The sequence below is a fragment of the Sphingobium sp. LB126 genome, from assembly GCF_002795205.1.
GTDB classification, from domain to species: Bacteria; Pseudomonadota; Alphaproteobacteria; order Sphingomonadales; family Sphingomonadaceae; genus Sphingobium; species Sphingobium chungbukense.
On sequence record NZ_NETV01000001.1, the window covers coordinates 339079 to 361112 of the forward strand.

General features: G+C 63.5%; 20 protein-coding genes. 12 read left to right on the top strand and 8 right to left on the bottom strand.

The window, feature by feature from the left end; genetic code table 11:
* Window positions 1–15: 15 nt before the first annotated feature.
* The 3 genes from CAF53_RS01575 to CAF53_RS01585 all read right to left on the bottom strand — a co-directional run bounded on the left by CAF53_RS01575 (window position 16) and on the right by CAF53_RS01585 (window position 4808).
* On the bottom strand, window positions 16–2493 hold the full coding sequence (locus tag CAF53_RS01575) for an EAL domain-containing protein (RefSeq protein WP_100237069.1): 2478 nt from the start codon (window positions 2491–2493) through the stop codon (window positions 16–18).
* 75 nt (window positions 2494–2568) lie between these two features.
* Window positions 2569–3123 carry a hypothetical protein gene (locus CAF53_RS01580; protein WP_100237070.1) on the bottom strand — a complete coding sequence of 185 codons (555 nt, stop codon included), beginning with the start codon at window positions 3121–3123 and terminating at the stop codon, window positions 2569–2571.
* A gap of 314 nt (window positions 3124–3437) precedes the next feature.
* Window positions 3438–4808 carry an IS1380 family transposase gene (locus CAF53_RS01585; protein ID WP_067739343.1) on the bottom strand — a complete coding sequence of 457 codons (1371 nt, stop codon included), beginning with the start codon at window positions 4806–4808 and terminating at the stop codon, window positions 3438–3440.
* A gap of 143 nt (window positions 4809–4951) precedes the next feature.
* On the opposite strand from CAF53_RS01585, the gene CAF53_RS01590 reads away from it, so the two are divergent.
* Window positions 4952–5422 (top strand): hypothetical protein, encoded by a 471-nt coding sequence (locus tag CAF53_RS01590; protein WP_100237071.1) that lies wholly within the window; start codon window positions 4952–4954, stop codon window positions 5420–5422.
* A 58-nt stretch (window positions 5423–5480) separates the two neighbouring features.
* Here the strand turns inward: CAF53_RS01590 and CAF53_RS01595 are convergent, their stop codons facing one another.
* A complete protein-coding gene (locus CAF53_RS01595) occupies window positions 5481–7409 on the bottom strand; it encodes an FTR1 family protein (protein ID WP_100237072.1) in 1929 nt (642 codons plus the stop codon).
* 119 nt (window positions 7410–7528) lie between these two features.
* Window positions 7529–8542: a hypothetical protein gene (locus tag CAF53_RS01600; protein ID WP_100237073.1), complete on the bottom strand. Its 1014-nt coding sequence runs from the start codon at window positions 8540–8542 to the stop codon at window positions 7529–7531.
* A 209-nt stretch (window positions 8543–8751) separates the two neighbouring features.
* On the opposite strand from CAF53_RS01600, the gene CAF53_RS01605 reads away from it, so the two are divergent.
* The 4 genes from CAF53_RS01605 (at window position 8752) to CAF53_RS01620 (ending at window position 11767) form a co-directional block, all read left to right on the top strand.
* Window positions 8752–9240 carry an RNA polymerase sigma factor gene (locus tag CAF53_RS01605; protein ID WP_277949205.1) on the top strand — a complete coding sequence of 163 codons (489 nt, stop codon included), beginning with the start codon at window positions 8752–8754 and terminating at the stop codon, window positions 9238–9240.
* Window positions 9237–10004, top strand: a complete 768-nt coding sequence (locus CAF53_RS01610) for an anti-sigma factor (protein ID WP_100237075.1) — start codon at window positions 9237–9239, stop codon at window positions 10002–10004. The genes CAF53_RS01605 and CAF53_RS01610 overlap by 4 nt, the downstream gene beginning before the upstream one ends.
* Before the next feature lie 84 nt (window positions 10005–10088).
* Window positions 10089–11174 carry a catalase family peroxidase gene (locus CAF53_RS01615; protein WP_100237076.1) on the top strand — a complete coding sequence of 362 codons (1086 nt, stop codon included), beginning with the start codon at window positions 10089–10091 and terminating at the stop codon, window positions 11172–11174.
* Complete coding sequence (locus CAF53_RS01620) at window positions 11171–11767, top strand: cytochrome b (RefSeq protein WP_100237077.1); 597 nt, start codon at window positions 11171–11173, stop codon at window positions 11765–11767. Before CAF53_RS01615 ends, CAF53_RS01620 begins: the two co-directional genes overlap by 4 nt.
* A 36-nt stretch (window positions 11768–11803) precedes the next feature.
* On the opposite strand, the gene CAF53_RS01625 is transcribed toward CAF53_RS01620, so the two are convergent.
* Window positions 11804–12175, bottom strand: coding sequence for a helix-turn-helix domain-containing protein (locus CAF53_RS01625; protein ID WP_100237078.1), 372 nt, complete (start codon window positions 12173–12175; stop codon window positions 11804–11806).
* Window positions 12176–12267: 92 nt separating this feature from the next.
* Here CAF53_RS01625 and CAF53_RS01630 point away from each other — a divergent pair, with 92 nt between their 5' ends.
* Window positions 12268–13050, top strand: coding sequence for an MBL fold metallo-hydrolase (locus CAF53_RS01630; protein WP_100237079.1), 783 nt, complete (start codon window positions 12268–12270; stop codon window positions 13048–13050).
* 172 nt (window positions 13051–13222) lie between these two features.
* On the opposite strand, the gene CAF53_RS01635 is transcribed toward CAF53_RS01630, so the two are convergent.
* Window positions 13223–14467 carry an MFS transporter gene (locus CAF53_RS01635; RefSeq protein WP_100237080.1) on the bottom strand — a complete coding sequence of 415 codons (1245 nt, stop codon included), beginning with the start codon at window positions 14465–14467 and terminating at the stop codon, window positions 13223–13225.
* A 151-nt stretch (window positions 14468–14618) separates the two neighbouring features.
* Between CAF53_RS01635 and CAF53_RS01640 the strand changes: the two genes are divergently transcribed.
* On the top strand, window positions 14619–15713 hold the full coding sequence (locus tag CAF53_RS01640; RefSeq protein ID WP_157801168.1) for a Ca2+-dependent phosphoinositide-specific phospholipase C: 1095 nt from the start codon (window positions 14619–14621) through the stop codon (window positions 15711–15713).
* Window positions 15714–15716: 3 nt separating this feature from the next.
* On the opposite strand, the gene CAF53_RS01645 is transcribed toward CAF53_RS01640, so the two are convergent.
* Window positions 15717–16871, bottom strand: a complete 1155-nt coding sequence (locus CAF53_RS01645; RefSeq protein ID WP_100237082.1) for an ROK family transcriptional regulator — start codon at window positions 16869–16871, stop codon at window positions 15717–15719.
* Window positions 16872–17039: 168 nt separating this feature from the next.
* On the opposite strand from CAF53_RS01645, the gene CAF53_RS01650 reads away from it, so the two are divergent.
* From CAF53_RS01650 to CAF53_RS01675, 5 genes are all read left to right on the top strand, one after another.
* A complete protein-coding gene (locus CAF53_RS01650; RefSeq protein ID WP_100237083.1) occupies window positions 17040–19622 on the top strand; it encodes a TonB-dependent receptor in 2583 nt (860 codons plus the stop codon).
* Between the two features lie 34 nt (window positions 19623–19656).
* Window positions 19657–19821 carry a hypothetical protein gene (locus CAF53_RS27475; protein ID WP_197707460.1) on the top strand — a complete coding sequence of 55 codons (165 nt, stop codon included), beginning with the start codon at window positions 19657–19659 and terminating at the stop codon, window positions 19819–19821.
* Window positions 19822–20107: 286 nt separating this feature from the next.
* Entirely contained in the window at window positions 20108–20719 is a 612-nt protein-coding gene (locus tag CAF53_RS01665) for a TetR/AcrR family transcriptional regulator (RefSeq protein WP_100237084.1), read from the top strand.
* Window positions 20720–20782: 63 nt separating this feature from the next.
* Complete coding sequence (locus CAF53_RS01670; protein ID WP_100237085.1) at window positions 20783–21217, top strand: ester cyclase; 435 nt, start codon at window positions 20783–20785, stop codon at window positions 21215–21217.
* A gap of 142 nt (window positions 21218–21359) precedes the next feature.
* A complete protein-coding gene (locus CAF53_RS01675) occupies window positions 21360–22019 on the top strand; it encodes an NAD(P)H-dependent oxidoreductase (protein WP_100237086.1) in 660 nt (219 codons plus the stop codon).
* The last annotated feature ends 15 nt before the right edge of the window (window positions 22020–22034 follow it).

A 22034-nucleotide genomic window follows, 5' to 3' on the forward strand; every position in this document is an offset into this window, starting at 1 on the left:
CACGTCACCCTGCCATTATCCGGCCGTGCCAGTTGGCTCGATGAGCTGGCGGGCGGCAAGCCAGTCTGCCAGCGCAGGAGCCGACAGAGCCCGTGCGATGAGATAGCCCTGCGCCACGTCGCAACCGAGGCCGGTGAGCAGATCATATTGCGCGTCGGTCTCGATGCCTTCCGTCACCACCGTCAGGCCAAGGCTCTGACCGATGCGGATCACCGCGGTCATCAGCACATGGGCATGCGCATCACTATCAAGGTCGCGCATGAAGCTGCGATCGATCTTCAACTCCGTGATGGGAAGGAGCGTCAGGCGCGACAGGCTGGAAAAACCGGTGCCGAAATCGTCGAGCGAAAGGCCCACGCCAAGATTTCGGATGGCTCGCGCTGTGTCGAGCACCGCGGCCTGGTCCTCCATCATGATGCTTTCGGTGATTTCGAGCATCAGGCTGGAGGGCGGCAGCTGATATTGTTCGAGGAGATGCTGGATAAAGGCCGGCAGCCCCGCGTTACGGAAATGCGGGGCCGAGACGTTCACCGACACCGCCGGCACGGGCACACCCGCCCTGCGCCAGGTCGCCATCTGGCGACAGGCCGAGCGCAAGGACCATTCGCCGATCGCCTCGATCAGGCCGATCTCCTCCGCGAGCGGAATGAACTTGTCCGGCGGCACCGGTCCAAGGTCCGGATCGGTCCAGCGCGCCAGCGCCTCGACGCCATGTATGGCGCCGGTCCGGATCGCGACCTGGGGCTGGTAATGTAGCTCGAGGCCGCATCCGGCGACCGCCGCGCGCAGCGCGGCGGTGAGATGCAGACGCTCCTGCGCGATCTGGTCCATCTCGGCGCTGAAGAAGCGATAGGTGCCGCGTTTGTTCGCCTTGCCCTGCGACATGGCGGCACCGGCATATTTCACCAGCGTATCGCGGTCGGAACCGTTGGCGGGCGCCAGGCTGATCCCGATCGTCGCGGACAGTCCCACCGCGATACCGGTGAGTTCCAGTGGCTCGGCAAGCGCCTCGACAATTTTCTCGGCGGCCGCCGCAGCCCGGTCGGCATTGCTGCCCGGTAGGACCACAAGGAAGGAATCGCCGAGCAGGCGATAGACCGTCGCGCTGCCGCGAAAGAGCCCTTGGAGCCGCGCGGCGGCCTCGACCACCATCCTGTCGCCGGCGGCATGACCGAGGGTTTCGTTCACCCGGTTGAGGTGATCGAGGTCCATGACGAAGAAAGCGGCGCGGGACTGGTCATTCTCGTCGAGCTGTTCGGGATAGTCTTGCTGGAAACGGAAGCGGTTGGGCAGCCCGGTCAGGGAGTCCGTCTGGGATATCCGCGCGAGCTGTTGCTTCGCCGCATCGCGCTCGATCGCGATCATGCAGAGGTGAAGGCAGGCTGCGACGATCTCATCTTCGAAGACGCTGCGGCCACGGGCTTCGCGGTAATAGAAGGCGAAGGTACCGACCACCTGCCCGTCGCGACGCTTGATCGGCGACGACCAGCAGGCGCGCAAGTCGGTCGGCAGCCCCAGCTTCAGATAGGGAGTCCAACGCGGATCATTGGCGATATCCAGGGATTCAACGGCTTCGCCGCGATAGGCCGCGGTGCCGCAACTCCCTTGGTCTGGACCGATCTCGATACCATCGATGCCGGCGCAATAATCGGCGGGGAGGCTCGGCGCGGCAAGGGTCCGCAACCTGTTCTCGGCGTCGACCCGGAGAAAGGAAGCGACCACGCCCGGCGCGAGCTTCTCGACGCGCCGGCACAGGAAGGTCGCGATATCGCACAGCGAGGTATCGCTGGTGATAGCTTCCAGCACATCTTGGCGAAGCCGCTCGATCTCCTTCTGCCTGGTGATGTCGACCGCGACGCAGGCAATGTGACGCACCGTGCCATCGGCGTCGATGATCGGGTGATTGGTCACCATGACCCAGAGGTCGCGTCCCGCCTTGTCGCTGGCAAGGAACTCATGGTGGAAGCCTTCCGGATCCCATGCCTTGCGCTGGACAAAGGCCAGTTGATCGCGATCCATCCGGTCGCTGGCCAGCACCTGTGTCGGCGGTCGCCCGACAAGCTCAGCCTCGCTATAGCCGAACATTGCCGTGAAAGCGGCATTAGTGTGGACGACATGACGCCGTTCATCGAGCAGGATGGTGGCGCGATCGCTCTTGTTGATGACGAGGGAGAGCCAGCGCAACTGCTCCTGGCTATCCGGTTCGTCCGTCGCACCGCGCAGCAGCGCGATGCTATGGGTGCGGCCATCGGCCTCGATCTGTTCGAGCGAGAGGATAGCCGCCGTTTCGCTTCCGTCGGCGCGCCGGATCCGCACCGGTCCACCGCCAGTCGTCGCGGTGGCCCAACGAAGCGCGCCCTGGTCACAAGGCGCCCAGAGACTGGCCTGGTCCTGGCCGAGCATCGCCTCGCTGGTATGGCCCCAGAGTTGTGCCGCGGCCTGGTTGGAGAAGATTGCCTCGTCGCCGTCGAACACGACGACGGCATCTCGCAAATGACCTTCTATCCAGCTGTTGAGAACGGCCGGAAGCGATCCGCGTTTTACAATTTCCCGGTCCAGCTCCACAAATCACCCCGCGCGAATCTTTTTTAGACGGCCGCCTGTTCTGTGAATTCCATTGGTCGAGGGCAGTCTTGATAGGCCCCGGCCGGCCGACTGGTGCGATCCCTTTGCTTCCCCGAGCGCCAGGGCTCCGGGTCGGGCACAGATCCAGTCCGGCATATCACGATTGGCGCCCGAATACCGGGTGATCATCCAGCGCGGCGAGAGAAAGGCATGGTCGCCATCGATCGGGTGAAACCAGCTGAAGTCGCGAAAGAGGCTGAGATAGGCGCGGGCGAAGAAGCGGCCGAACATGCCGGAAAAGGCGCGACGCATTTCCTTGCCGAGCCCAGGTCCGCGACCGCGCCAGACGAAATCGAATCCGCTTGCCAGCAAGTCGTCAAAGAACAGGGCGAGCGAGGTGGACGCGGGCGCCGTCTGAAGGATCTCGCCCCAGGCGCAGCGCGCGACATCGAGCGTGTCGAAGCTGAGATGCGGTCGCGGTGTGCCGGCTGAAATCCGAAGCCCCGGTGGGCAGGCTGTCGGCGGCCAGACGAGATAGGATTGACTGCGGATGCTCACCCAGCGCCCCCGGACCGCTGCCGCAACGGATGCCCCATCTCGCGATTCACCCCTTCCCCCTTCGCCCGCGCCAACATCAAGAGCGGCGCGGATCGCTTGTCCAGTCGTTTCGTAGGCGTTACCTCCGATATGGAAAGGAAAGCCTAACCCGGCTTATTCATGACAGCGGGGTAGTTCGCCTGGATTGGCGGGCGACGGCACTGGCGGCGTGGACGGGACAAGCGTTTTCGTTGCGCCTTTTTCATCGCGGAGGTTCGAGGGGCTTGCGGGATTGAAGGTAGGGTCTCGGGTGTTCGGCGGCACGGCCGCGCTGTCTATGTCGGGGCGGGCCTGAGCGCGGTTGCGATTGTTTGGAAGGCCGCGGCATCAGGGCATGCCGAGGCGAAGGCGATCCGGATGCGGGTGGCGCTTTCGATGACGCGGGCGGCGACCTTGAGCAGCCGCAGGCGCAGTGTGGCGAACTCGGCGGTGGCGAGCGCGGTTGTTTTGGGGATCTCCTGCTGGATGCGCCACATCAACCAGAATGCGGCGGTGTGCAGGATGAGGCGCATCTGGTTGGCATTGGCCGAGCGGCACGAGGTGCGGTCGCTGGCGAGTTGGCTCTTGTGCAGCTTGATCAGGTTCTCGGCGCGGCCCCGCGCACAATACAGCGTGTCGTAGATGTGCTCGGCCGATCCAGCCTCGAGCGAGGTGACGACATAGCGGATGTCCATGCCCAGCGTGCTGGCCTCGATCCGGGCGGCAATGCGGCGCTGGCACTTCCAGCTTTTCGCGCCGTAGCGGGTTTGGGCATAGTTGCGCAGGACCGGATACTGTTTGATCGCTCGTTTGGTTGCGCAAGCATCGGCAACCTTCACGATTTCGGGATCGGCGCGCAGCACGGCGTTGGTGGGCAGGCCAAGCACGTAATCGACACCATTGGCTTCGCACCAGGCCATGACCTCTGGCCGACCGTAGTGCCCGTCGCCCCGGATGGTGATGCGGGTCGTGGGCCAGTGGCTGCGGATATGCCGCACCAGGCGCCGGATATGGCCAGCCGCCTCCGCGCCCGATGGCGTCATGCCGGTGCGCAGCAGCATGGCGACCGGTCGGCCGGTCGCGGTGTCGTAGACATGGATCGGCAGAAAGCAGCGCTCCCCGTAGTGACCGTTCCAGAAAGACAGTTGCTGGGTGCCGTGGACAACATCGCAGGTATCGTCGATGTCGAGCGTCACCGCTCCGGGTTCGGCCGGATAGCTGGCGCAGTAGATGGCGATCATCGCGCGCATCAGCTTCGCCAGTTCGCGGGTCGTCGGCGCGTTCTCCCACCGGCTCATCGTCGGTTGGCTCGCCAGACCCGCACCCGAACCCGGCAGCTTGCCAAGCGCCAGGCGGAAGCCCGGATCATCGCGCAGCGCATCGAGGTCGTCGGCATCTTCGTAACCGCAGGCGATCGCAAATATCCGGGCGCGCAGGATATCGTCCAGCGCATGAATCACGCGCGAAGGATCGCGTGGATCGGCGATGCAAGCGGCAAGGCGCGCGCAAATCCCCATCGCACGTTCTGCCTGTGCCACCAGCAAAACCCCGCCATCCGAGGTCAGCCGACCGCCATCAAAGGCGGCGGTGACTTTCTTGCGCCCAACCGCTGGGAATCCAAATCGAGACGCGCTATCGTTGCCCTCGGCAGGTGTGGCTTGTGGCATTTAATGTCCCGAACAGGAGATGGCTTCGACAACCAATTTCCTACTTCAGAACAAAACCTTACGCTACTCCTGCCACCCCTTCAGGTGCCCCCTGATGAATAAGCCGGGCTAAAGGCGCGTCTGCCCTGGGCGAAGAAAAGCCGATGAATGTCTTGAAGAGCCGCGACTATTTCGCCGAGATGTATGTTGCCGGCGTGATGACGGACAAAGGTTGGAACGTCTATTTTCCGCACCGCGATCAGGGATTCGACTTCATCGCGACGTTGCCGACGGAGAAAGGCACGATCGTTCGCCCGGTGCAGGTCAAAGGCAAATATCCAACCGAGGGCAAGACCGACAAGGCACGCTATGGCTATGTCGGAAAGCTGACTGCCTTTCACCCGGATATGGTGCTGGCGCTGCCGCTGTTCGCCGGGCTCGCCGCGCCCGCGCCTCGGTATATCGCTTGGATGCCGTTCGAGGAAATCCGCGCCATGACCAAGGATCGCTGGCGCTGTGAACCGGCACGCTTCGTCGGCGGCGAGCCACGTCCGCGCGATGGCTTTGTGCACTTTTTCGACGATGCCGGTCTCGCGCGGCTGAGCGCCGAGACCGGCATCGACATTCTGGCGTGAATTGCGAGAAGAAGGCGGGACATCGCGGCCGCGATGCGTCGAAAGCGCTCGGGCGGGTTCAGCCTGCCTTGCTTGCCGGAGCGGTCTCGCGCCGGTTCCAGGCGAAGCCGAGGACGAGCAGAACCAGCATCGCGACCTGCGCAAGGATCGTCTCTCGCGTCGGGAAGAGGCCGATGAATTCGTTGCGCGGGAAGCTCGGCCATGGCGTGGCCGGGAGATAGCCCGCCTCCTGCAACGCCGCCGAGCCCTTGCCGATAAGGACCACCGCCAGCACGGCGATCAGCACCGCGCTATAGGCGAAGAATTTTCCGATCGGCAGCGTCCGGCTGTAGCGCATCATCACGAAGGCGACGATGGCGAGGACGAGGATCGCGGCGAGCGCGCCGGAGATGACCGCGCCGCCATCGCCCTGGTTCCAGATCGAGGCATAGAAGAGGATCGTCTCGAACACCTCGCGATAGACGACGATGAAGGCGAGCGCGAACAGGAACCACGCCGAACGTTTATCGAGAGCCCGCCCGAGCGTCTCCCGGATATAGCGCTGCCAGGCCTGAGCGTTGCTCTTGCCGTGCATCCAGATGCCGACCCATAGCAGGACCAGCGCGGCAAACACGCCTCCGAACCCCTCCGTGAGCTCGCGGCTCGCGCCGCTGATCGCGATGAGCCAGGTCGCCGCCGCCCATGTCGCGACGCCGGCGGCCAGCGCCGCGATCCATCCGCCATGGACATAGGGAAGCACATCGGCGCGGTCGGTCTTCCGGAGGAACGCGATCATCGCAATGACGATCAAGAGGGCCTCGAGGCCCTCTCGCAGCAGGATCGTGAAAGCCGCGAGGAAACTGGATGTCGCCGAGGCTGTGTTCGATGCGAGCGCGGTCTCCGCATCGACGAACAGGCCGTCCAGCGTGGCGACGCGCGCCCTCACCTCTTCGACGGGCTCACGCTTGCCGATGCCGGCGCGCAGCTCCGCCATCGCACCTTCGATGCGGACCATCAACGCGTTGTCACGGGCAGACAGCACTGCCTCGACCGGCTCGAAGCCGTCGAGATAGGCCGAAAGAGCGAGGTCGGTCGCAGCCTTGTGATCGCCGCGACGATAGGCCACCAGCGCTTCGTCCAGCCGCGAACGCGCAAGCGCCAGCGTGCCGCCAGCCTGGGCGGCGACCGCGGCCTCCGGATTCCGGCGAAGATAGGCCATCAGCTGACGCGCCTTGTCCTCGCCGATCTCGCTTGCCAGCGCGGCCGGCGTGATGCCGACCAGCTTCTCAAGATCGAAGCGTTTGCGAAGCTCGGTATCGCCCTCCCATAATCCCTCGCCGCCTGCCTCGGCCTGATGGGGATAGGCGAACGAACCGGCATAGAAGGCGAGCGCCCAGCGATCGGCGGGCGGGAGATCGGCAAAGCTCGCCATGCTGGTGCCGTCGAGGCCCTGCTCGATCACCTGATAGAGCGCGAAGATGCTGCGCTCGCGCGCTCGGGCCTCATCGCGAAACGCGATCGGAGACGGATCGAGCCCGACGGCCTGGGGACCACGGCCATCGCCGGTCGCACCGTGGCAGCTGGCGCAATGCTGGGCGTAAAGCGCCTGCCCGCGCGCGAGGTCTGGCGCCGAGGCCGGGGCGAGCGGTACCGGATAGACCTTGATGAGGCGCGCGGCGAGTTCCCGCGCCGATGTGGCGATCGTATCGGTCGGCGCTTTCGCATCAATGTTCCGTTGCAGCGCGGCGGCCTGCCGGGTGAGGTCAGCTTTAGCCGGGTTGGCCGGAAGGTCGCCGATCAGCTTGGCCGCGGTCGCCGAGAACTCCTGCATCTCGGCATATTCCCCGGCGCTGACGACCTGCCCGTCCTTGATCGCTTCGGCATAGTCGACGGCGATATAGTCGAGCAGGCGCCAGGCGGTCTGGGCGGGCGCGGTTTGCGCGGAAGCCGGTGAGATGCCGAAAGCCGAAAGTAGGAAAGGGAGAGCGACGAGGACGCGGAGGAACATCGGAAAACTTCATTATTAAGAATCATTCTCATTTCCCTAGCGAAAAGGTCCACTCGCGTCGAGGCTGGATGTCCGGAGAGCGCGGACGGAACCGCCGTCGCCAACCGATCAGCGCGACCTCAAATGCCGAAGAAGGAACAGGGCATGTCGGGAGCGAGGAAGCTCAGCGGATTCCTCGGTCCGATCACATATTCGGGCCAAGCGTCCGCTATCGCATCCGCCCTCCCCTGCGGCAGCACGGGAGCGCGCCGGACGTTGATGAGCGCGGCGTCGTGAAACTCGGTGAGGATTGTGATCACCTGGCGTTTTCCGAGGATCGAGGGGATGGTGAGACGGACAGTTTCCCCGAGATTTCCGAGCGCGATATGCACGATCTGCGGGTGCAGCGACTGTGTGCGCTCGAGCAGCGTCCCGAGGTCAAACATGCGGCCGTCCTGGGCGAATATCTGCACGTCATAGAGATAGCCTGGCTCTCCGTCCGCGAGCCGCGCCGAATGCCACGGCCGGCGCTGCGCGGAGACCTTCACGCCAATGGGCAGATCGGTGTTGCGCTTGCCCAGCACCGCCCATTGCTTCGGGCCGATCCGCACATCGGGAAGCGGGTCGAACGCCATGAATTTCCGGGACACCGGGTTCGAGCGCGGCGGCAGGATCGGGAATTCGGCGTTGTAGCTGGTGCAGAACTGCCAGAAGCCCTCGTCCACGTCGCGCAGGAACAGGATCAGGCGGTCATAGTCGTTGGCATTGCCGACGCGGAAATGCGCGACGCGGTTGCGGATCTGGCTGACCTCCTTCAATTTCGCCTCCCACAGCGTCTGCGGCGGAAAATAGCAGGCGAAGCAATCCCAGTGGTTCGAGACGAGCTGGAGGAGCTGGCCCAAGGTCGCGTAGCTGAGCGCGTTCATTTCCGGCGTGGGCATATGGGTAAGCGCCTTGTCGGCGGCGAGGGATCGCGGCGCCGGATCGATGCCGTCGGCCCAATGGTCGCCCAGCAAGGCTCGAAGCTCGACATAGACCATCGTGCGCAGCCAGGTCTCGAGTTGCCAAAGCCGCGAGTAGCAGTTCACGACCTGGAGCGGGACGTCCGAGATGCGCTCAGGAAATTCGTCGGGCGATTGCGAATCGTTGGCCATGCCCTTCGATAAGGTCTGTGTGCCTCGCTGGCACGGCCAAGTTGTGGATAGGACAGCGCCGCCTCACCGGATCGGGCGGCGCGGTCGTCCAGGCGACGTCTCGTGTGGAATGTCGTCAGTGGCGGGAATAAAATGGCTGGTCGCTTGTCTATCGGATAGGCTTCATCGAGGAGACACCGCTGAACGATCTTGTTGAGCTGCTGCAGCCCCTGGTTCCCGGCCTGCGTCGCTATGCTCGTGCGCTATTGCGCGACGCGACGGCGGCGGATGATCTGGTGCAGGACTGCCTGGAGCGCGCCATCTCGCGATGGGGGCAGCGGCGCGGCGATGCCGTGCGTCCGTGGCTCTATGCGATCCTGCACAATCTCGCGATCAATCGCCTGAAGCAGAAGGGCCGCCGGGGTCCGCATATGTCGATCGACGGGGTGCCCAAGGGCGTGTTCGCCCAGGAGCCACAGCAGGATCATGGCTTACACCAGCAGGACGTCCTGCGCGCGATCGACCAGCTCCCAGAGGATCAGCGCGCGGTGCTGCTTCTCGTGAGCGTGGAAGATCTCTCCTATGAGGAAACCGCCGCCGCGCTGCATATTCCTCTCGGGACGGTCATGTCCCGCCTGTCGCGGGCGCGCGAGCGGCTGCGCCGCATCCTCGAAGACAACGAGCCAGGTAGTATCCCGCATCTGCGGAGAGTGAAGTGACGAGCCAACCGATTACCGAAGACGATCTGCAAGCCCATGTCGACGGGCGCCTTGAGGCGCGTCGCGACGTGGAGGTACGTGCGTGGCTTGCCGCGCACCCGACGGAACTGGCGCGCGTGGAGGCGCTTGCGCGCCAGCGCGCGCAACTGCGCGCGGTGCTTGCCCCGATCGCCGAGGAGCCGATCCCGCCCGGGTTGCGCGTCGAGCATCTTGTCGGGCGGTCGCACCGGCAATGGGCGAACGGCTGGCAGACCGCCGCCGCGGTCGTGCTGCTGCTCATTGGCGGCGCTGGTGGCTGGACCCTGCACGGGCAGATGGGTCCGGCGCGCGGCATCGCCGCGCTCGCGCGCGAAGCAGCCGATAGCTATTCGGTCTATGCGCCAGATCGGATGCGTCCCGTGGAGATCGCCGGGACCGAACGCGCGCAGCTTGTCGCCTGGGGCAGCGAGCGGCTCAACCGACCTGTCTCGATCCCCGACTTGTCGTCACTTGGCTTTCGGCTGCTTGGTGGACGGCTGGTGGCGACACCGCATGGTCCCGGCCTCCTCACTATGTTCGAGGACGGTTCGGGAACCAGGCTCGTGATGTTGACCCGGCCGATGACGATCGATCAGAACCGGCCGATGTCGGAGGAGGTGGACGGCGCGATCGGATCGGTCACTTGGTCTCGTGATGGCCTTGGCTACAGCATCGCCGGCGCCTTGCAGCCTGAGCGCATCCATCCGATCGCCGATCATGCGCGCGAGCAGCTCACCGAAAGCTGAGGGCAAAAATATTCGTGGGCGGCGCGGAATAAACCCGCGGCGCGGGTGTCCATCTTTCATCGATCATTTCTCGGATAGCAGACGATGCAAGATACCCCCTCCCCGCGACCGATCGGTCCCTATGCGATCATCGCCGCGGTCCTGCTCCTGCTGATCGGCGGGTTCGCCTGGGCGGCCGGCTGGATCGGCCCCAAGCGGCTCAGCGGCGGCGATGTCGCCGATGCGCTGGAGCATAATACCGGCGCTCCGCAGCCCGGCTATCGGCGCGCCCATTCCAAGGGCCTGTGCCTGATCGGCGATTTCGTCGCGAACGGCGCGGGCGCGGCGCTCAGCAAGGCGAGCATCTTCGCCAAGGGCGACTATCCGGTATTCGGACGCTTCTCGCTGGCCGGCGGCAATCCACTGGCGAGCGACGGCCGCAACGTGTTCCGTTCGATGGCGCTGATCCTGCGCACGCCCGACCATCAGGAATGGCGCACGGGCATGAACCACACGGAGATTTTCCCGGTGGCGGATCCGCAGTCGTTCGTCGAGCTGCAGCGTGCCAGCACGCCCGATCCGAAGACCGGCAAGCCGGACCCCGCGGTGATGAAGGCTTATCTCGCCCGCCATCCCGAGACCAAGGCGTTTCAGGACTATATCAAGCAGGCGGTGCTCCCGAACAGCTTCGGCAACGCGACCTATTACAGCATCAACGCCTTCCGCTTCACCAACGCGACCGGCGAGGAGCGCTTCGTCCGCTGGCAGATGGTACCCGAGACGGCGGTCGAAGGCCTGGACAAGGCGAAGCTCGACAGCCTGCCGCGCGATTATCTGTTCAAGGAGATGGTCGCCCGCACGGCCAAGGGGCCGTCGCGCTGGCACCTTATCGTGGTCGTCGCCAATCCCGGCGACGTGACCAACAAGGCGACGGTCGCGTGGACCGGCCCGCACAAGACGCTCGATGTCGGCACCCTCACCGTCTCGAAGGTCGAAACGGAGGAGGTCGGAAACTGCCGCGACGTCAATTTCGATCCGACCGTCCTGCCGGCGGGAATGGCCCCTTCTGACGATCCGTTGCTGGCCGCGCGCGCCAAGGTCTATTCGACCTCTTTCGACCGGCGGGCGGGTGAGAAGCCGGGGCCGAGCGCGATCGGCCAGGACCTGAATGCTAGGGAGTCCGCACGATGAGCCGCCTCGAACGCACCCATTTCGCGCTGCCGCTCCGATTGATCCACTGGGTCATGGCGGCGCTCATCCTCACGATGCTCTTCATCGGGGTGGGTATGGTCTCCACGGTCGGGTCGGCCTATTCGGCTCTGCTCGAAATCCATCGACCGATCGGCGCGGCATTGTTCATGCTCGTCATCCTGCGCTTAGCGATCCGCCTCGCGACCGGCGCGCCCCCGCTCCCGGCTGATCTGCCGAAGGCGCAGCAGTTCGTCGCCAAGGCCTCTCATCTGCTGCTCTATGCGGCAATGCTCACGATGCCGCTGATTGGCTGGGCGATGCTGTCGGCGGGCGGTCTCCCGATCGTGTTGACGAAAGCGTTGTCGCTCCCCGCGATCCTGCCGCACGACCTGCGCTATTATTTCGCGCTGCGCGCGCTCCACACGATCATCGCCCTCGCCTTCTTCACGCTGATCCTGGCCCATCTCGGCGCGGCGCTCATTCATGGCCTCATCCGCAAGGACGGCGTGCTGCGCAGCATGACGTTCGGAGGCAAGCATCCTGCACCGGTTGCTGCCGCACGGGTCGAGAATCCGCCGCCATCGGTGGAGTAAGCAAATGGAGGCGTCCGCTGGGCGCCTCCGACCCTGTCAGGCGGCCTTCTCGCCCGGCGGTATCCAGCCATGGCCCTTGGCCTCAAGCCGCGCCATGCCCCAGTCGGAAATGCTGTCGAGCAGGGTCATCATGCTCTGCCCGTCCGTGGTGAGCGCATAGCGCGCACCTGCACCATTGACCGAGGTCGGCGCCGATTTGGTGAGCATGCCGTCATCGACGAGCGCTTTGAGCTGGGTAGCGAGCACCTGGTCCGGAGCGTCGGGAAGCATCTTACCCAGCGCCGAGAAGGTCTCGTGTCCGAGCGAGGTCAGCAGCAGGATCCGCGCTTTCCATTTGCCGCCGATAATCGAAAGCACTTCCTCGACGGGACAGGGCTCGAGCGGCGCGCGCTTGGGCTGATAGGTCATGGTTCTCGGCCGACTCAGAAAATTCTTGATCTAGCCTAAGCCACCACAGACTGATTGTATATGCACAAAGGCCACAATGGAAAGCTAGACAGATGGACGTCAAGGTTACGTATTTCGACACCGCAATGGCATTGATCGAGATCGGTTCGATCAGAATTTTGACCGATCCCGTATTCGATGATGCCGGTTCGACCTACAATGATGGTGTCATTGCTTTGGAGAAGACAAGCTCTCGTGCAATCGACCCGAGCGAACTTGGTCGAATTGATGCCGTCTTGCTGAGCCACGATCAGCATAGCGACAATCTCGACACGCGAGGTCGCGAATTTCTTGCCGAGGTTCCGCAGATCCTCACCACGCCGGAGGGTGCAGCGCGTCTTGGTGGACGCGCTATCGGCCTTACGCCGTGGCAGGTGACCGAGATAAGCCGGGATGGCACCACGCTGAAGGTAACGGCGGCACCTGCCCAGCATGGTCCCGATGGCACCGAGGAACTGACAGGTCCCGTCACTGGCTTCTTGATTGACTGGGATGGGCGCAAGGCGCGTGGTCCGATCTACATTTCCGGCGACACGGTTCCCTTCGCGGGCACCAAGGAGATCGTCGAGCGTGCAGCGCCGATCGGGCTTGCCCTCATGCACATGGGGCATGTGACGCCGGCGCCCGATGCTGGGATCTTCTTCTCACTATCGGCGCGCGAGGCGGCGGACTACGCTTCGAACCTGAAAGCTGAGGTGATGATTCCGCTCCATTTCGACGGCTGGGCGCATTTCAGCGAGGCGAAGCCCATCGCCGCCAGTATTCTGTCCCAGGGTGAGGCCGCCAAGCGGACGCGCTGGCTCGCGCCGCGCGAGAGCCTTTCGCTCGAGATGTAGGCATCGACCTGGTTGCGATAGCATCTCCGAGAGGGGGCCTACAGACGGCCCCCTCTTTTCGTCCGGGGCTGGTCGCGGACTGCGGCGACCCTTCTGGTTTCTCAGCCGCTGTTCTTCGTCTGGCTCTCTGTGGTGTATGGCTGGCAATGTTCGTGACCGATCAACACTTTGCTTAGCTCGCCACCTGCGCTGTGCTACCCGCAATACCGCGCGCAAAAATCTGAATGACCCCAAAACATACAAGAAACGCAGCGCTCACCAAAGCGAAGCGAATATCGATCACCGCCTGTGAGCTTCCAAATGGAAGCGTCAGGCTGAGCACCAACGCTCCAACGCCTGTAGCGACCTTCGTTATCGCGGTGAAGCCGGCGGTCAGACGTGCGCTCACTTCGCCGTGAGTTAGGTCGAGCCGGTTGGCTAGCGGGGGCAGCAGTGACCAACTCGTCACGTTGATACCACCGGCACCTGCGCCAAGAAGGCCGGCGGCCAACAGAAACAGTGCTCGGTTCGTGCTGACGGCGAGCATCGCCGCCCCCAGAGCGCAAAGACCAAAGGCAGCGCCCATTGCGCGCCAGCGACTGCCGCGAAATATCCCCCAGGCCGGGAGTGCCGCGATCTTACCGCTCGCTACTGCACCAACGACCCACCCAGCCCAGCGGATGTCGGCGAGACGTTCTTGGGCGAAAAACGCGAATGAGGCATAGGTGAATGCGAGAAGAATGACGTTGGCTGCGGTCAGCAGCAACAGCAAAACCACCTCCTTGTCGCGCAGCCATTGCCAACTGGACAAAGCGCGAACCTCCGATCGCGAGACGATTGGCGCGCGCGCCGTCAAGCGGGACGCCGCCGGCGCGCAGCCAAGCCCCCAGAGGAGCGCCACGACAACCGCTAGCCAGATCGTGACTGTCCCTTCCGGCGCGAGCAGCCGTTGACCGAGCATGGCTACCGTCATGGTAGCAAGAAATGTCGCCATGAGGCGCCCACTCGCCAGCCATCCGGCGTCGCCCGCCTGCCGCACGAGGCTCGTCATCCATGCGTTATGGGGCACATCGAACGCGGCATAACTCGAGCGCAACAGGAAAAAGGCAAGGACGCACATCCAAAGGGACACGCTCGGTGGCACGCCTATCGCCAGAATGAGGAGCGGCACGCCCGTCACGAGACCGAGGACCGCGAGCATCCGCACCTTGGATGGCATCAATCGGTCAACCTGCGAACCGATCAGCAGGTCCAGCGTGGCATGCACGATCATCGTCAGCAACACGAGCGTGCCCGCGATAGCTGGCGTGTTCACGAGCTGCTTACTCCAGATGGCAAGGCCATAGGTCTCGAGCATGATCCACGGCACCGTCTTCGCCCACTGCCCGAGCAAAAAGGCAGCGATATCCTCCCGCGTCCGTGACAGGCCCTCCGTCATTCTCGTCGCCTGATCCCTTAATGTTGCGCGTCAATGACCATGACCCGGCAGCGCACGGAACGGAGCGCTTGCGACCGTCTCTTAACTTACATAATGTAATTATAGTGAGGATAAACCAAGCAAAGAAAGGGTTGTTATGCGCGGATTAGCGATGTTGGGTTTGGCGGGGCTTGCGCAGGCCGGACTCCAAGCGCCCGAGCCTGACGAACATGCATGGGATGGACTGCGCCTCGACCAGGTTCAGATGATCGGCACCCACAACAGCTACCATCAGCGGCCTGATGAGGCGTTGCTGGCGCTCCTGCGCAACGGGAAGCTCGGCGATGGACCTGCCTGGCCGGGACCGCGGCTCGCGCGGGCGACCGATTATGGGCATGAACCCCTCGCCGCCCAGCTCGACCGGGGCGTCCGCGCCCTGGAGCTCGACATTCGCGACGATCCGCAAGGCGGACTCTATGTCCACCCTCCCTTTCTCGATACGCTGGCGATCAATGGCGCGCAGCCGGATGCTCGCTGGGATCCGTCGGGCGTGATGCGCGCGCCCGGGTTCAAGACGATCCACAAGCCAGCCTATGATCCGCGCAGCAATTGCCCGCTGTTCGCGGATTGCCTGACAGAGATCGCCGGCTGGTCGAAAGCGCATCCCGATCATCTCCCGATCGTCCTTATGATCGAGGTCAAGAATGCCGAGCACCCCCGGCCCGGCTGCGCGGGACTGTGCGACGACGGGTGGCGGCGCTTGAAACTGGCGCTGACGGAGGCGTTCGGCAGCACGCTGCTTGCGCCCAATGGCGTTGGATCGAAATGGCCGACGCTCGGCAGCATTCGCGGTCGGGTCATTGTGATGCTGCTCGACGAGGAAGAGCATGCCCGCAGCTATCGCGCTGAAACCGACCGCGATGGGGACGACATCATCTTCACGGCCGCTAGGCCAGCGAAGAATGCGCCCCTACGCGCAGGCCCACATGATCGTATCGCCATCCTGCCGAACCCCGCCGATCCCAGGATCGTGGACGCGCGCCGGATGGGGATGCTCGTCTACACTCGGGCGGACGCGGATACGGAAGAAGCACGAGCCAATGACACCCGCCGCCGCGACTTGGCCTTTCGCAGCGGAGCGACCTTCATTGCAACCGACTACCCAAACTCCGATCCGCGATTTTCGTCCTATTCGGTGCGCTTTGGCAGCGGCTTCGTGCGATGTGATCCCCAGAGCGGGCCGGCACTATGCCAGGGCCAGCCGTGACGATCAGCTCGCGCCCAGCAGCAGGCCGGGCGCGGAACTGTCGCTGTCGCGCCAATCGAGTAGGCGCCGGAAGATCGGCAAGGCGGCAGCGCCGACCATGCCGGCGTGGGGGCCGAGCATCGATCCCACGACCAGCGGGCGCGGCAACCCGACCCCTTCGTTACAGAAGGCCGGGATATTCACCTCGGCGAGCAGAGCCTGCAGCAGCGGCATGGGAAGGCGACCCCCGATCAGGATCGCTTCGGGATCGAACAGCCGTGCGGTGACGCCCAATTGCTCGCGCAATTGCGCGCCTGCTCGCTTGATCCAGCTCCGCAAGGGCGCACAGATCTGGACGCTCAACGCCTCGAGATCAGCGAAATCGTCTACGGCGATGCCTTCCCGCTGGAGAGCGGCGAACAGATCCTGACCGGAGGGACGTGGCTGATCGCTCGGAAACTGGATCCCGATCATGCCGGCATTGCCATGAGCGCCGCGCAGCAACCGGCCATCCACCATGATGCCGCCGCCGACGCCATGGCCGATATGGACCAGGAGGAAGGACTCGAAATGCTGCGCGGCGCCGAGGATGCGCTCGCCGAGCGCGGCGCTCGCGGCATCGTTCTCGATATAGACAGGCGCTGGCAGCTTCGCCGCCAGCTCGAGAAGGGCATCCTCGCGGGCCAGTTCAGGGAAGAAGGCGTGGGCGTGAAGCCGGCGTGCGCCGTCGATGAAGTCCGCCGGCACCGCGATCCCGACCCCGAGCAGGCGGCCCGCCCCTTCCGTCAGACCGCGCTCCCGGACCGCGCCGATGAACGCCGCCGTTAGCGCGCCGAGCCTCGCCGGCTCCGCATTCTCGAAGGAATGGGTCTCGGCATGGAGGATCGTTCCGCCCAGGTCGATCAACCCGATCTCGGCGTGACGATGCGAGAAATACACGCCGATCGACTGTGCGCCGGATCGATTGATGTGGATCGGCCGGGTCGGCTGCCCGCGCGCACCCGCCCGGTTGACGGTCTCCTCGACAAGGCGAAGCGCGTCGAGCGTCCGCACCATCCGCGTCACAGAAGCGGCGGTCAGCCCCGTGATGTCGGCCAGATCGGTCCGCGCGATCGGCCCGCGCCGCCAGACCAGATCCACCAGGCGTCGCTCGTTCGCGGACAGGTTGATGTCGCTCAAGAAGAATCTCCCTCCCGGTCCTTCCTATCAACCGCGGGCAGCTTCGATAACCTCCCCATCTTAATTTTACTTATGTAATTAAACTGTCTCCTGGCCAGGGTAGAGGCACGCTCAACCGAGTCACCGGGCGGATGAGCGCTGCGGCGACAAAACCGAGAAGGGGGAATTATGACGGGACATTCGCGCGTCAGGATGCTGGCAGGTACAGCCTTGCTTATGGCAATCATGCCGGCGGCCGCATGGGCGCAAACCAGCGGTTCCGACCAGCCGAACGCCACCCCGTCCGGCAGCGAGGATATCATCGTAACCGGCTTCAAGGATCTCAACCAATCGATCGCCCAGACAAAGCGCGAGGCCGGCCAGATCGTCGACACGCTGACGCAGCGGGAGATCGAGCGATTGCCGGATCGGTCGCTGGCCGAGGTACTCGACCGCATTCCCGGGGTGAGCTCGGATCGCGGTTTCAGCAGTTCCCAGGCGCGCACCGTCACCGTGCGCGGCTTCGACGCCCGCTACAATTCAATGGACGTCGATGGAAACATCATCTGGAATTCCTCGCGCAACAATCGCGGCACCCAGCTTGATGTTTTCCCCGCCTCGGTCATCAACCAAATCAATGTCTACAAGACCGTGCTTCCCGATCAGGACGCGAATTCGATCGGCGCCCATATCGAGCTGCGGACGCTGCGCGCGTTCGATGGCGGCACGGGCAGCTATCTGAAGCTGCGGGCCGCCTATGGCCAATCGGATCAGGACGGCTATCCGGCAAGCGGCATCCCGTCGCTGCGGTTCGATGGCGCGGGCAAGTTCACTTTCGGCGCCGACCACCAGTTCGGCGTCGTGCTTGGCGGCGAATATCAGCAATACAGCTTCTTCGACCGCTATAACGAGGTCACCGCCTATAGCCAGATCAGCGGCCGGGACGTTGCCAACGGCGACATCTTCCACGGCATATTTCCGACCAAGGAGCGGCGCAAGGCCGTGTTCGGCAAGCTGGAGACGCGCTCCGAGGACCAATATTACGGCTTCCTCTCCATCAGCTATTTCGACGACAATCTCGCGCAGTCCTTCAACCGTGGCGGCACGTTCATCACCGGTACGCGTGTCACCGACGCCACGCCGACGAGCGGTGATTTCACGAAAGGCACCGGCGAGACTTATTTCGAGCAGTACCGGCTCAATCGCGAGACCATCCTGCTGGGCAGCGGCCTCGACTATCGCATTGCGGATCGGGTGTCGCTCGCGCTGCGCGCCGCCTATACGCGCTACAATCATGACGAGGCACTGTTCCGGTCCGAGCGGTTCCAGACCGCAAACCTCGCCGGCAGCTACAATCTCGACCGCGAGACGCCGACCATCGTCCTTGACGGTCCCTCGGATGCGGCCGCGTCCGATCCTGCAAACTGGCTCTCGCGCACTGGCCGCGCGGCTTTCCTCCAGACCCTGCCGCACCGCGATAACGTCTACAATGCGAGCGCGGAGCTGAACTGGAACGCGCAGGACAACGCGCGCGGCTTCGGCCTGATCGGCGGCGCCTCCTGGCGGCGGCTCGACCGCACTTTCAACCAGACCACCTACAATTACACCATCCCTGCGGGGACGGTGCTGCGCCTTTCCGACTTCCTCGATCCGGGCGCGGGCCAGCAAATGGCGAGCGGTTCCGATCCCACTTTCATCAACCGTTCGGCCTATATCGATTGGGTCACCCGGAACGGCACCTTCTCGCAGGACGATGCGCTGACCACGGACTATCGGCTCAAGGAGGATGTGCTTGCCGGCCATCTCTCGGCGACCTGGACGATGCCGGGCCTGCGAATCCTCGCGGGCGTGCGCGTCGAGCGGACCAATGTCGATGACCGGACCGCGAGCACGCTCTCCGGCGTCATCACGCCGCAGACGCGGCGCAGCGACTACGCCGAGGTTCTGCCGAACGTGCAGGCCGCATGGGAACCCGTTGCCGGCCTGAAGCTGCGCGCGGCTTTCACCGAGACGATCGGCCGGCCCGACTTTCAGGATTTCGCGAATGGCGTGACGGTCTCGTTCAATTCAGCGGGCGTGCAGGTGGTGAGCGGCGCCAATCCCGATCTCGGCCCCCGCAAATCCAGGAACTACGATGCGAGCATCGAATGGTATTTCCGGGGCGGCTATCTGTCGCTGGGGCTGTTCCGCAAGGATCTGGAGGGCGAGACCTTCCGGCAGGTCCGGAACACCTATGACGCCAATGGCGTGCTCACGCTTATCGAGACGATACCCCTCAACACCGGCAGCGCGCGGGTGAACGGACTTGAGCTGAGCTTCGTGAAGGACAGGTTCGATTTCCTCCCTGGTGTGCTGGGCAGTTTCGGCTTCAACGGCAATTTCACGCTGCTCGACGGCAAGTGGAACGTCGTGTTCACCGATGGCTCCACGCGCACCGTCGATGGCCTGCGCAACCAGCCCAAATGGCTCGCCAACCTGATCCTGACCTATCAGCAGGACCGTTTCGGCGCGAACCTCGCCTATCGGCTCCGTGGGCGCACTTTTACAGGCACGTTCGGTGCGACGCAGCCCGGCGACATCTGGGTCGACCATTATGCCCGCCTCGACGCGCAGGCCACGTTCAAGCTGTTGCCGCAAGCGACGCTTTTCGCCGAGGCGCGCAACCTGACGAACAGCTATTGGGTTGAGCAGACCGGCATCGATTCTGGCTCGACCACGACCTCGACCACGCCGGGACGATCCTATTGGTTCGGAGTCACCTTCAAGATGTGAGCAGCGGCTGAGGCTGCGACATACGCGCGAATGCTTGGCGCTGGTGGCGGACATGTCGCTGTCGGGCGTGCGGGTCGCCCGGGAGCTTACGCGGCTGATCGGGCTGCGCGGCAAGCCGCATACCCGCTACGACAAACTGGCCGCTAACTTCCTCGCCATGGTCCAACTAGCCTCAATGCGGCTCTGGCTCCGTGCTTAGGAGTCTACGGCCTAGTGACCTGAATCTGAAGTTCGGCACATTGATTTCGTCATCCAGGGGCAAGCCCGGGGTGACGGTCATGAAACGAACTTGATTCCACCACACGAGAAGATAAATTGCTTATTTTACAGTGCGGTTAGAGAAGTCTTGGCATTGCCTGAGACTAAAGTTCTACCCTCGTGAGTGGTGAGATCGGCTTTCTGCACCGTCGGTGAGCCCCGGCCATCGCCGTCCGTCCGGTTGCCAAGCCTATTGCAAGTTTTCAGTGAACATATATGTTCGTCCAATGACAAAGCGACGCTATACGCTTGGGCAACGAGCCGCGACCCAAGGAGAAACCCGGCGCAGGATTATCGAGGCCACGGTCTATCTCCATGGAACGCTTGGCCCGCGAGACACCACGATAAGTGGTGTGGCCGAACGCGCTCAGGTGCAGAGACTTACCGTCTATCGTCATTTCCCGGACGAAGATGCTCTGTTCAAAGCGTGCACCGCGCATTGGTTCGCTGCCAATCCGATTCCTGAGCCCTCCACATGGGCAAAGGAATCCGGCTGCGCACGGGTGCTGAGGGCCTTGAGCCAACTCTATGGCTATTATCGTCGGACTGAACAGATGTGGACCTTGACATTCAGGGACGAGTCTGACGTGCCCGCGCTCGCGGATCCGATGCGTCGCGTGCGCAATTTCCTGGATGCCATTCGGGACGATCTGGTCGAACATCTTGTCCCTGACGCATCAACGATTGCGCGTGTCCGCGCGACTCTGGGATGTGCCGTTCAATTTCAGACATGGCAGTCGCTAGCGCGACAGGGACAGGACGATCCGGAAATCGCCGAGTTGGTTTGCGGTTGGTTACGCGGCACATCCGCGTCGCTGCCTCTCCATCCACGCCCGTAGAGATTTTGCTCAGCCCGCCGGGATGATGCCTGCCCCGGCCTCGCCAAACGGAGACAAGAGACCATGTCCGATATCGATGTCACGCGCGCCCTGTTCGACCGTTGGGAGCGCGTCTGGAACCATGGAGAGTTGGACCTCGTTCCGACCTGTGTGGGGCCGCGCTATCTTCGACATGAAGAAGCCGGCGATCGCATCGTCACACCCGAAACCTATGCCGCCGAGATCGTCGCGCTTAAGCACGACCGGCCCGATTTCCTGATCTTTGCTTATGACTATAGCTTCCAAGGGGATCGTGCGTGGTATCGGGTGTCGATGCGCTGGACCGATCGCATCACAAGCGCCTTCCAGACGCGCGCGGCTATGCAGTCCTACCGGATCGAAGACGGCAAGCTAGCCGAAACATGGGTGATGTCTTGGGCTGTCGGTTCGTCATGGCCAGACGCGGCGCCGCTGGAACGCTGGACCAGCCCGGTCTTCCCAAGTGCCATTGTCGCCTGAAAGCGCGCCGACCGCATCCCTTTCCCTCTCATCCATATTAACAATACAATATCGTTCATTGAATTATTGACCAGGATGTCGCGAGACGGTAGCGCCAGAATCGAGTGAACAGGATCGTTCACTCGATTCTGGAGAATCAGAGATGGAAGAAGCCACTATCTGGCCGGGTAAATCGGCGCCGCACCTGCTTCACATCGTAGGCTCACCCCGGGGAACAATCTCGGCGTCTCAGGATATCGCTAATCGTTTCGTAGAAGCCTGGAGCGCCGAGGATCCCGACCGGACGGTAGGGAAGCTCGACATTTGGGAGATGGACCTTCCAAGCTTTGACGGCGCGGCACTCGAGGCGAAATATGCAAGCCTCGCCGGCACTGAAATGACGGGCGAGCCGGCGCGTGTCTGGGCGACGGTCAGGGAACTCGGTCAGCTTTTTCATGCTGCCGATATCATCGTGATCGGCGTTCCGATGTGGAATTTCGGTATTCCCTATCGCTTGAAGCATCTTATCGATGCGGTGACTCAAAAGGACGTGCTTTACAGCTTCGACGGACAGAACATGGTCGGGCTGCTCCCGGGCCGGAAGCTGGTGCTTTCTGCCGCTCGCGGTGCGCAGCTCGGCGGAGACTATCCAGAGAAGGATTTCGATCACCAGATTGCCTATATGAAGATCTGGGCGCGGATGGTCGGGATCACCGACGTCCATGCAATCGTTGCGGAGGGAACACTCTACGGACCCGAGGCAGACGCAGCAGCACGCGGTCCGGCACGCGCGACGGCGATTGAGCTCGCAAAATCGATGTAGTTCCTGCTGGGCGTG

Coding starts and splice junctions, on each gene's coding strand:
- CAF53_RS01585 (WP_067739343.1), bottom strand. CDS start 4,808: ATGCCACAAGCCACACCTGCCGAGGGCAACGATAGCGCGTCTCGATTT.
- CAF53_RS01590 (WP_100237071.1), top strand. CDS start 4,952: ATGAATGTCTTGAAGAGCCGCGACTATTTCGCCGAGATGTATGTTGCC.
- CAF53_RS01595 (WP_100237072.1), bottom strand. CDS start 7,409: ATGTTCCTCCGCGTCCTCGTCGCTCTCCCTTTCCTACTTTCGGCTTTC.
- CAF53_RS01600 (WP_100237073.1), bottom strand. CDS start 8,542: ATGGCCAACGATTCGCAATCGCCCGACGAATTTCCTGAGCGCATCTCG.
- CAF53_RS01615 (WP_100237076.1), top strand. CDS start 10,089: ATGCAAGATACCCCCTCCCCGCGACCGATCGGTCCCTATGCGATCATC.
- CAF53_RS01620 (WP_100237077.1), top strand. CDS start 11,171: ATGAGCCGCCTCGAACGCACCCATTTCGCGCTGCCGCTCCGATTGATC.
- CAF53_RS01625 (WP_100237078.1), bottom strand. CDS start 12,175: ATGACCTATCAGCCCAAGCGCGCGCCGCTCGAGCCCTGTCCCGTCGAG.
- CAF53_RS01630 (WP_100237079.1), top strand. CDS start 12,268: ATGGACGTCAAGGTTACGTATTTCGACACCGCAATGGCATTGATCGAG.
- CAF53_RS01635 (WP_100237080.1), bottom strand. CDS start 14,467: ATGACGGAGGGCCTGTCACGGACGCGGGAGGATATCGCTGCCTTTTTG.
- CAF53_RS01640 (WP_157801168.1), top strand. CDS start 14,619: ATGTTGGGTTTGGCGGGGCTTGCGCAGGCCGGACTCCAAGCGCCCGAG.
- CAF53_RS01650 (WP_100237083.1), top strand. CDS start 17,040: ATGACGGGACATTCGCGCGTCAGGATGCTGGCAGGTACAGCCTTGCTT.
- CAF53_RS01665 (WP_100237084.1), top strand. CDS start 20,108: ATGACAAAGCGACGCTATACGCTTGGGCAACGAGCCGCGACCCAAGGA.
- CAF53_RS01670 (WP_100237085.1), top strand. CDS start 20,783: ATGTCCGATATCGATGTCACGCGCGCCCTGTTCGACCGTTGGGAGCGC.
- CAF53_RS01675 (WP_100237086.1), top strand. CDS start 21,360: ATGGAAGAAGCCACTATCTGGCCGGGTAAATCGGCGCCGCACCTGCTT.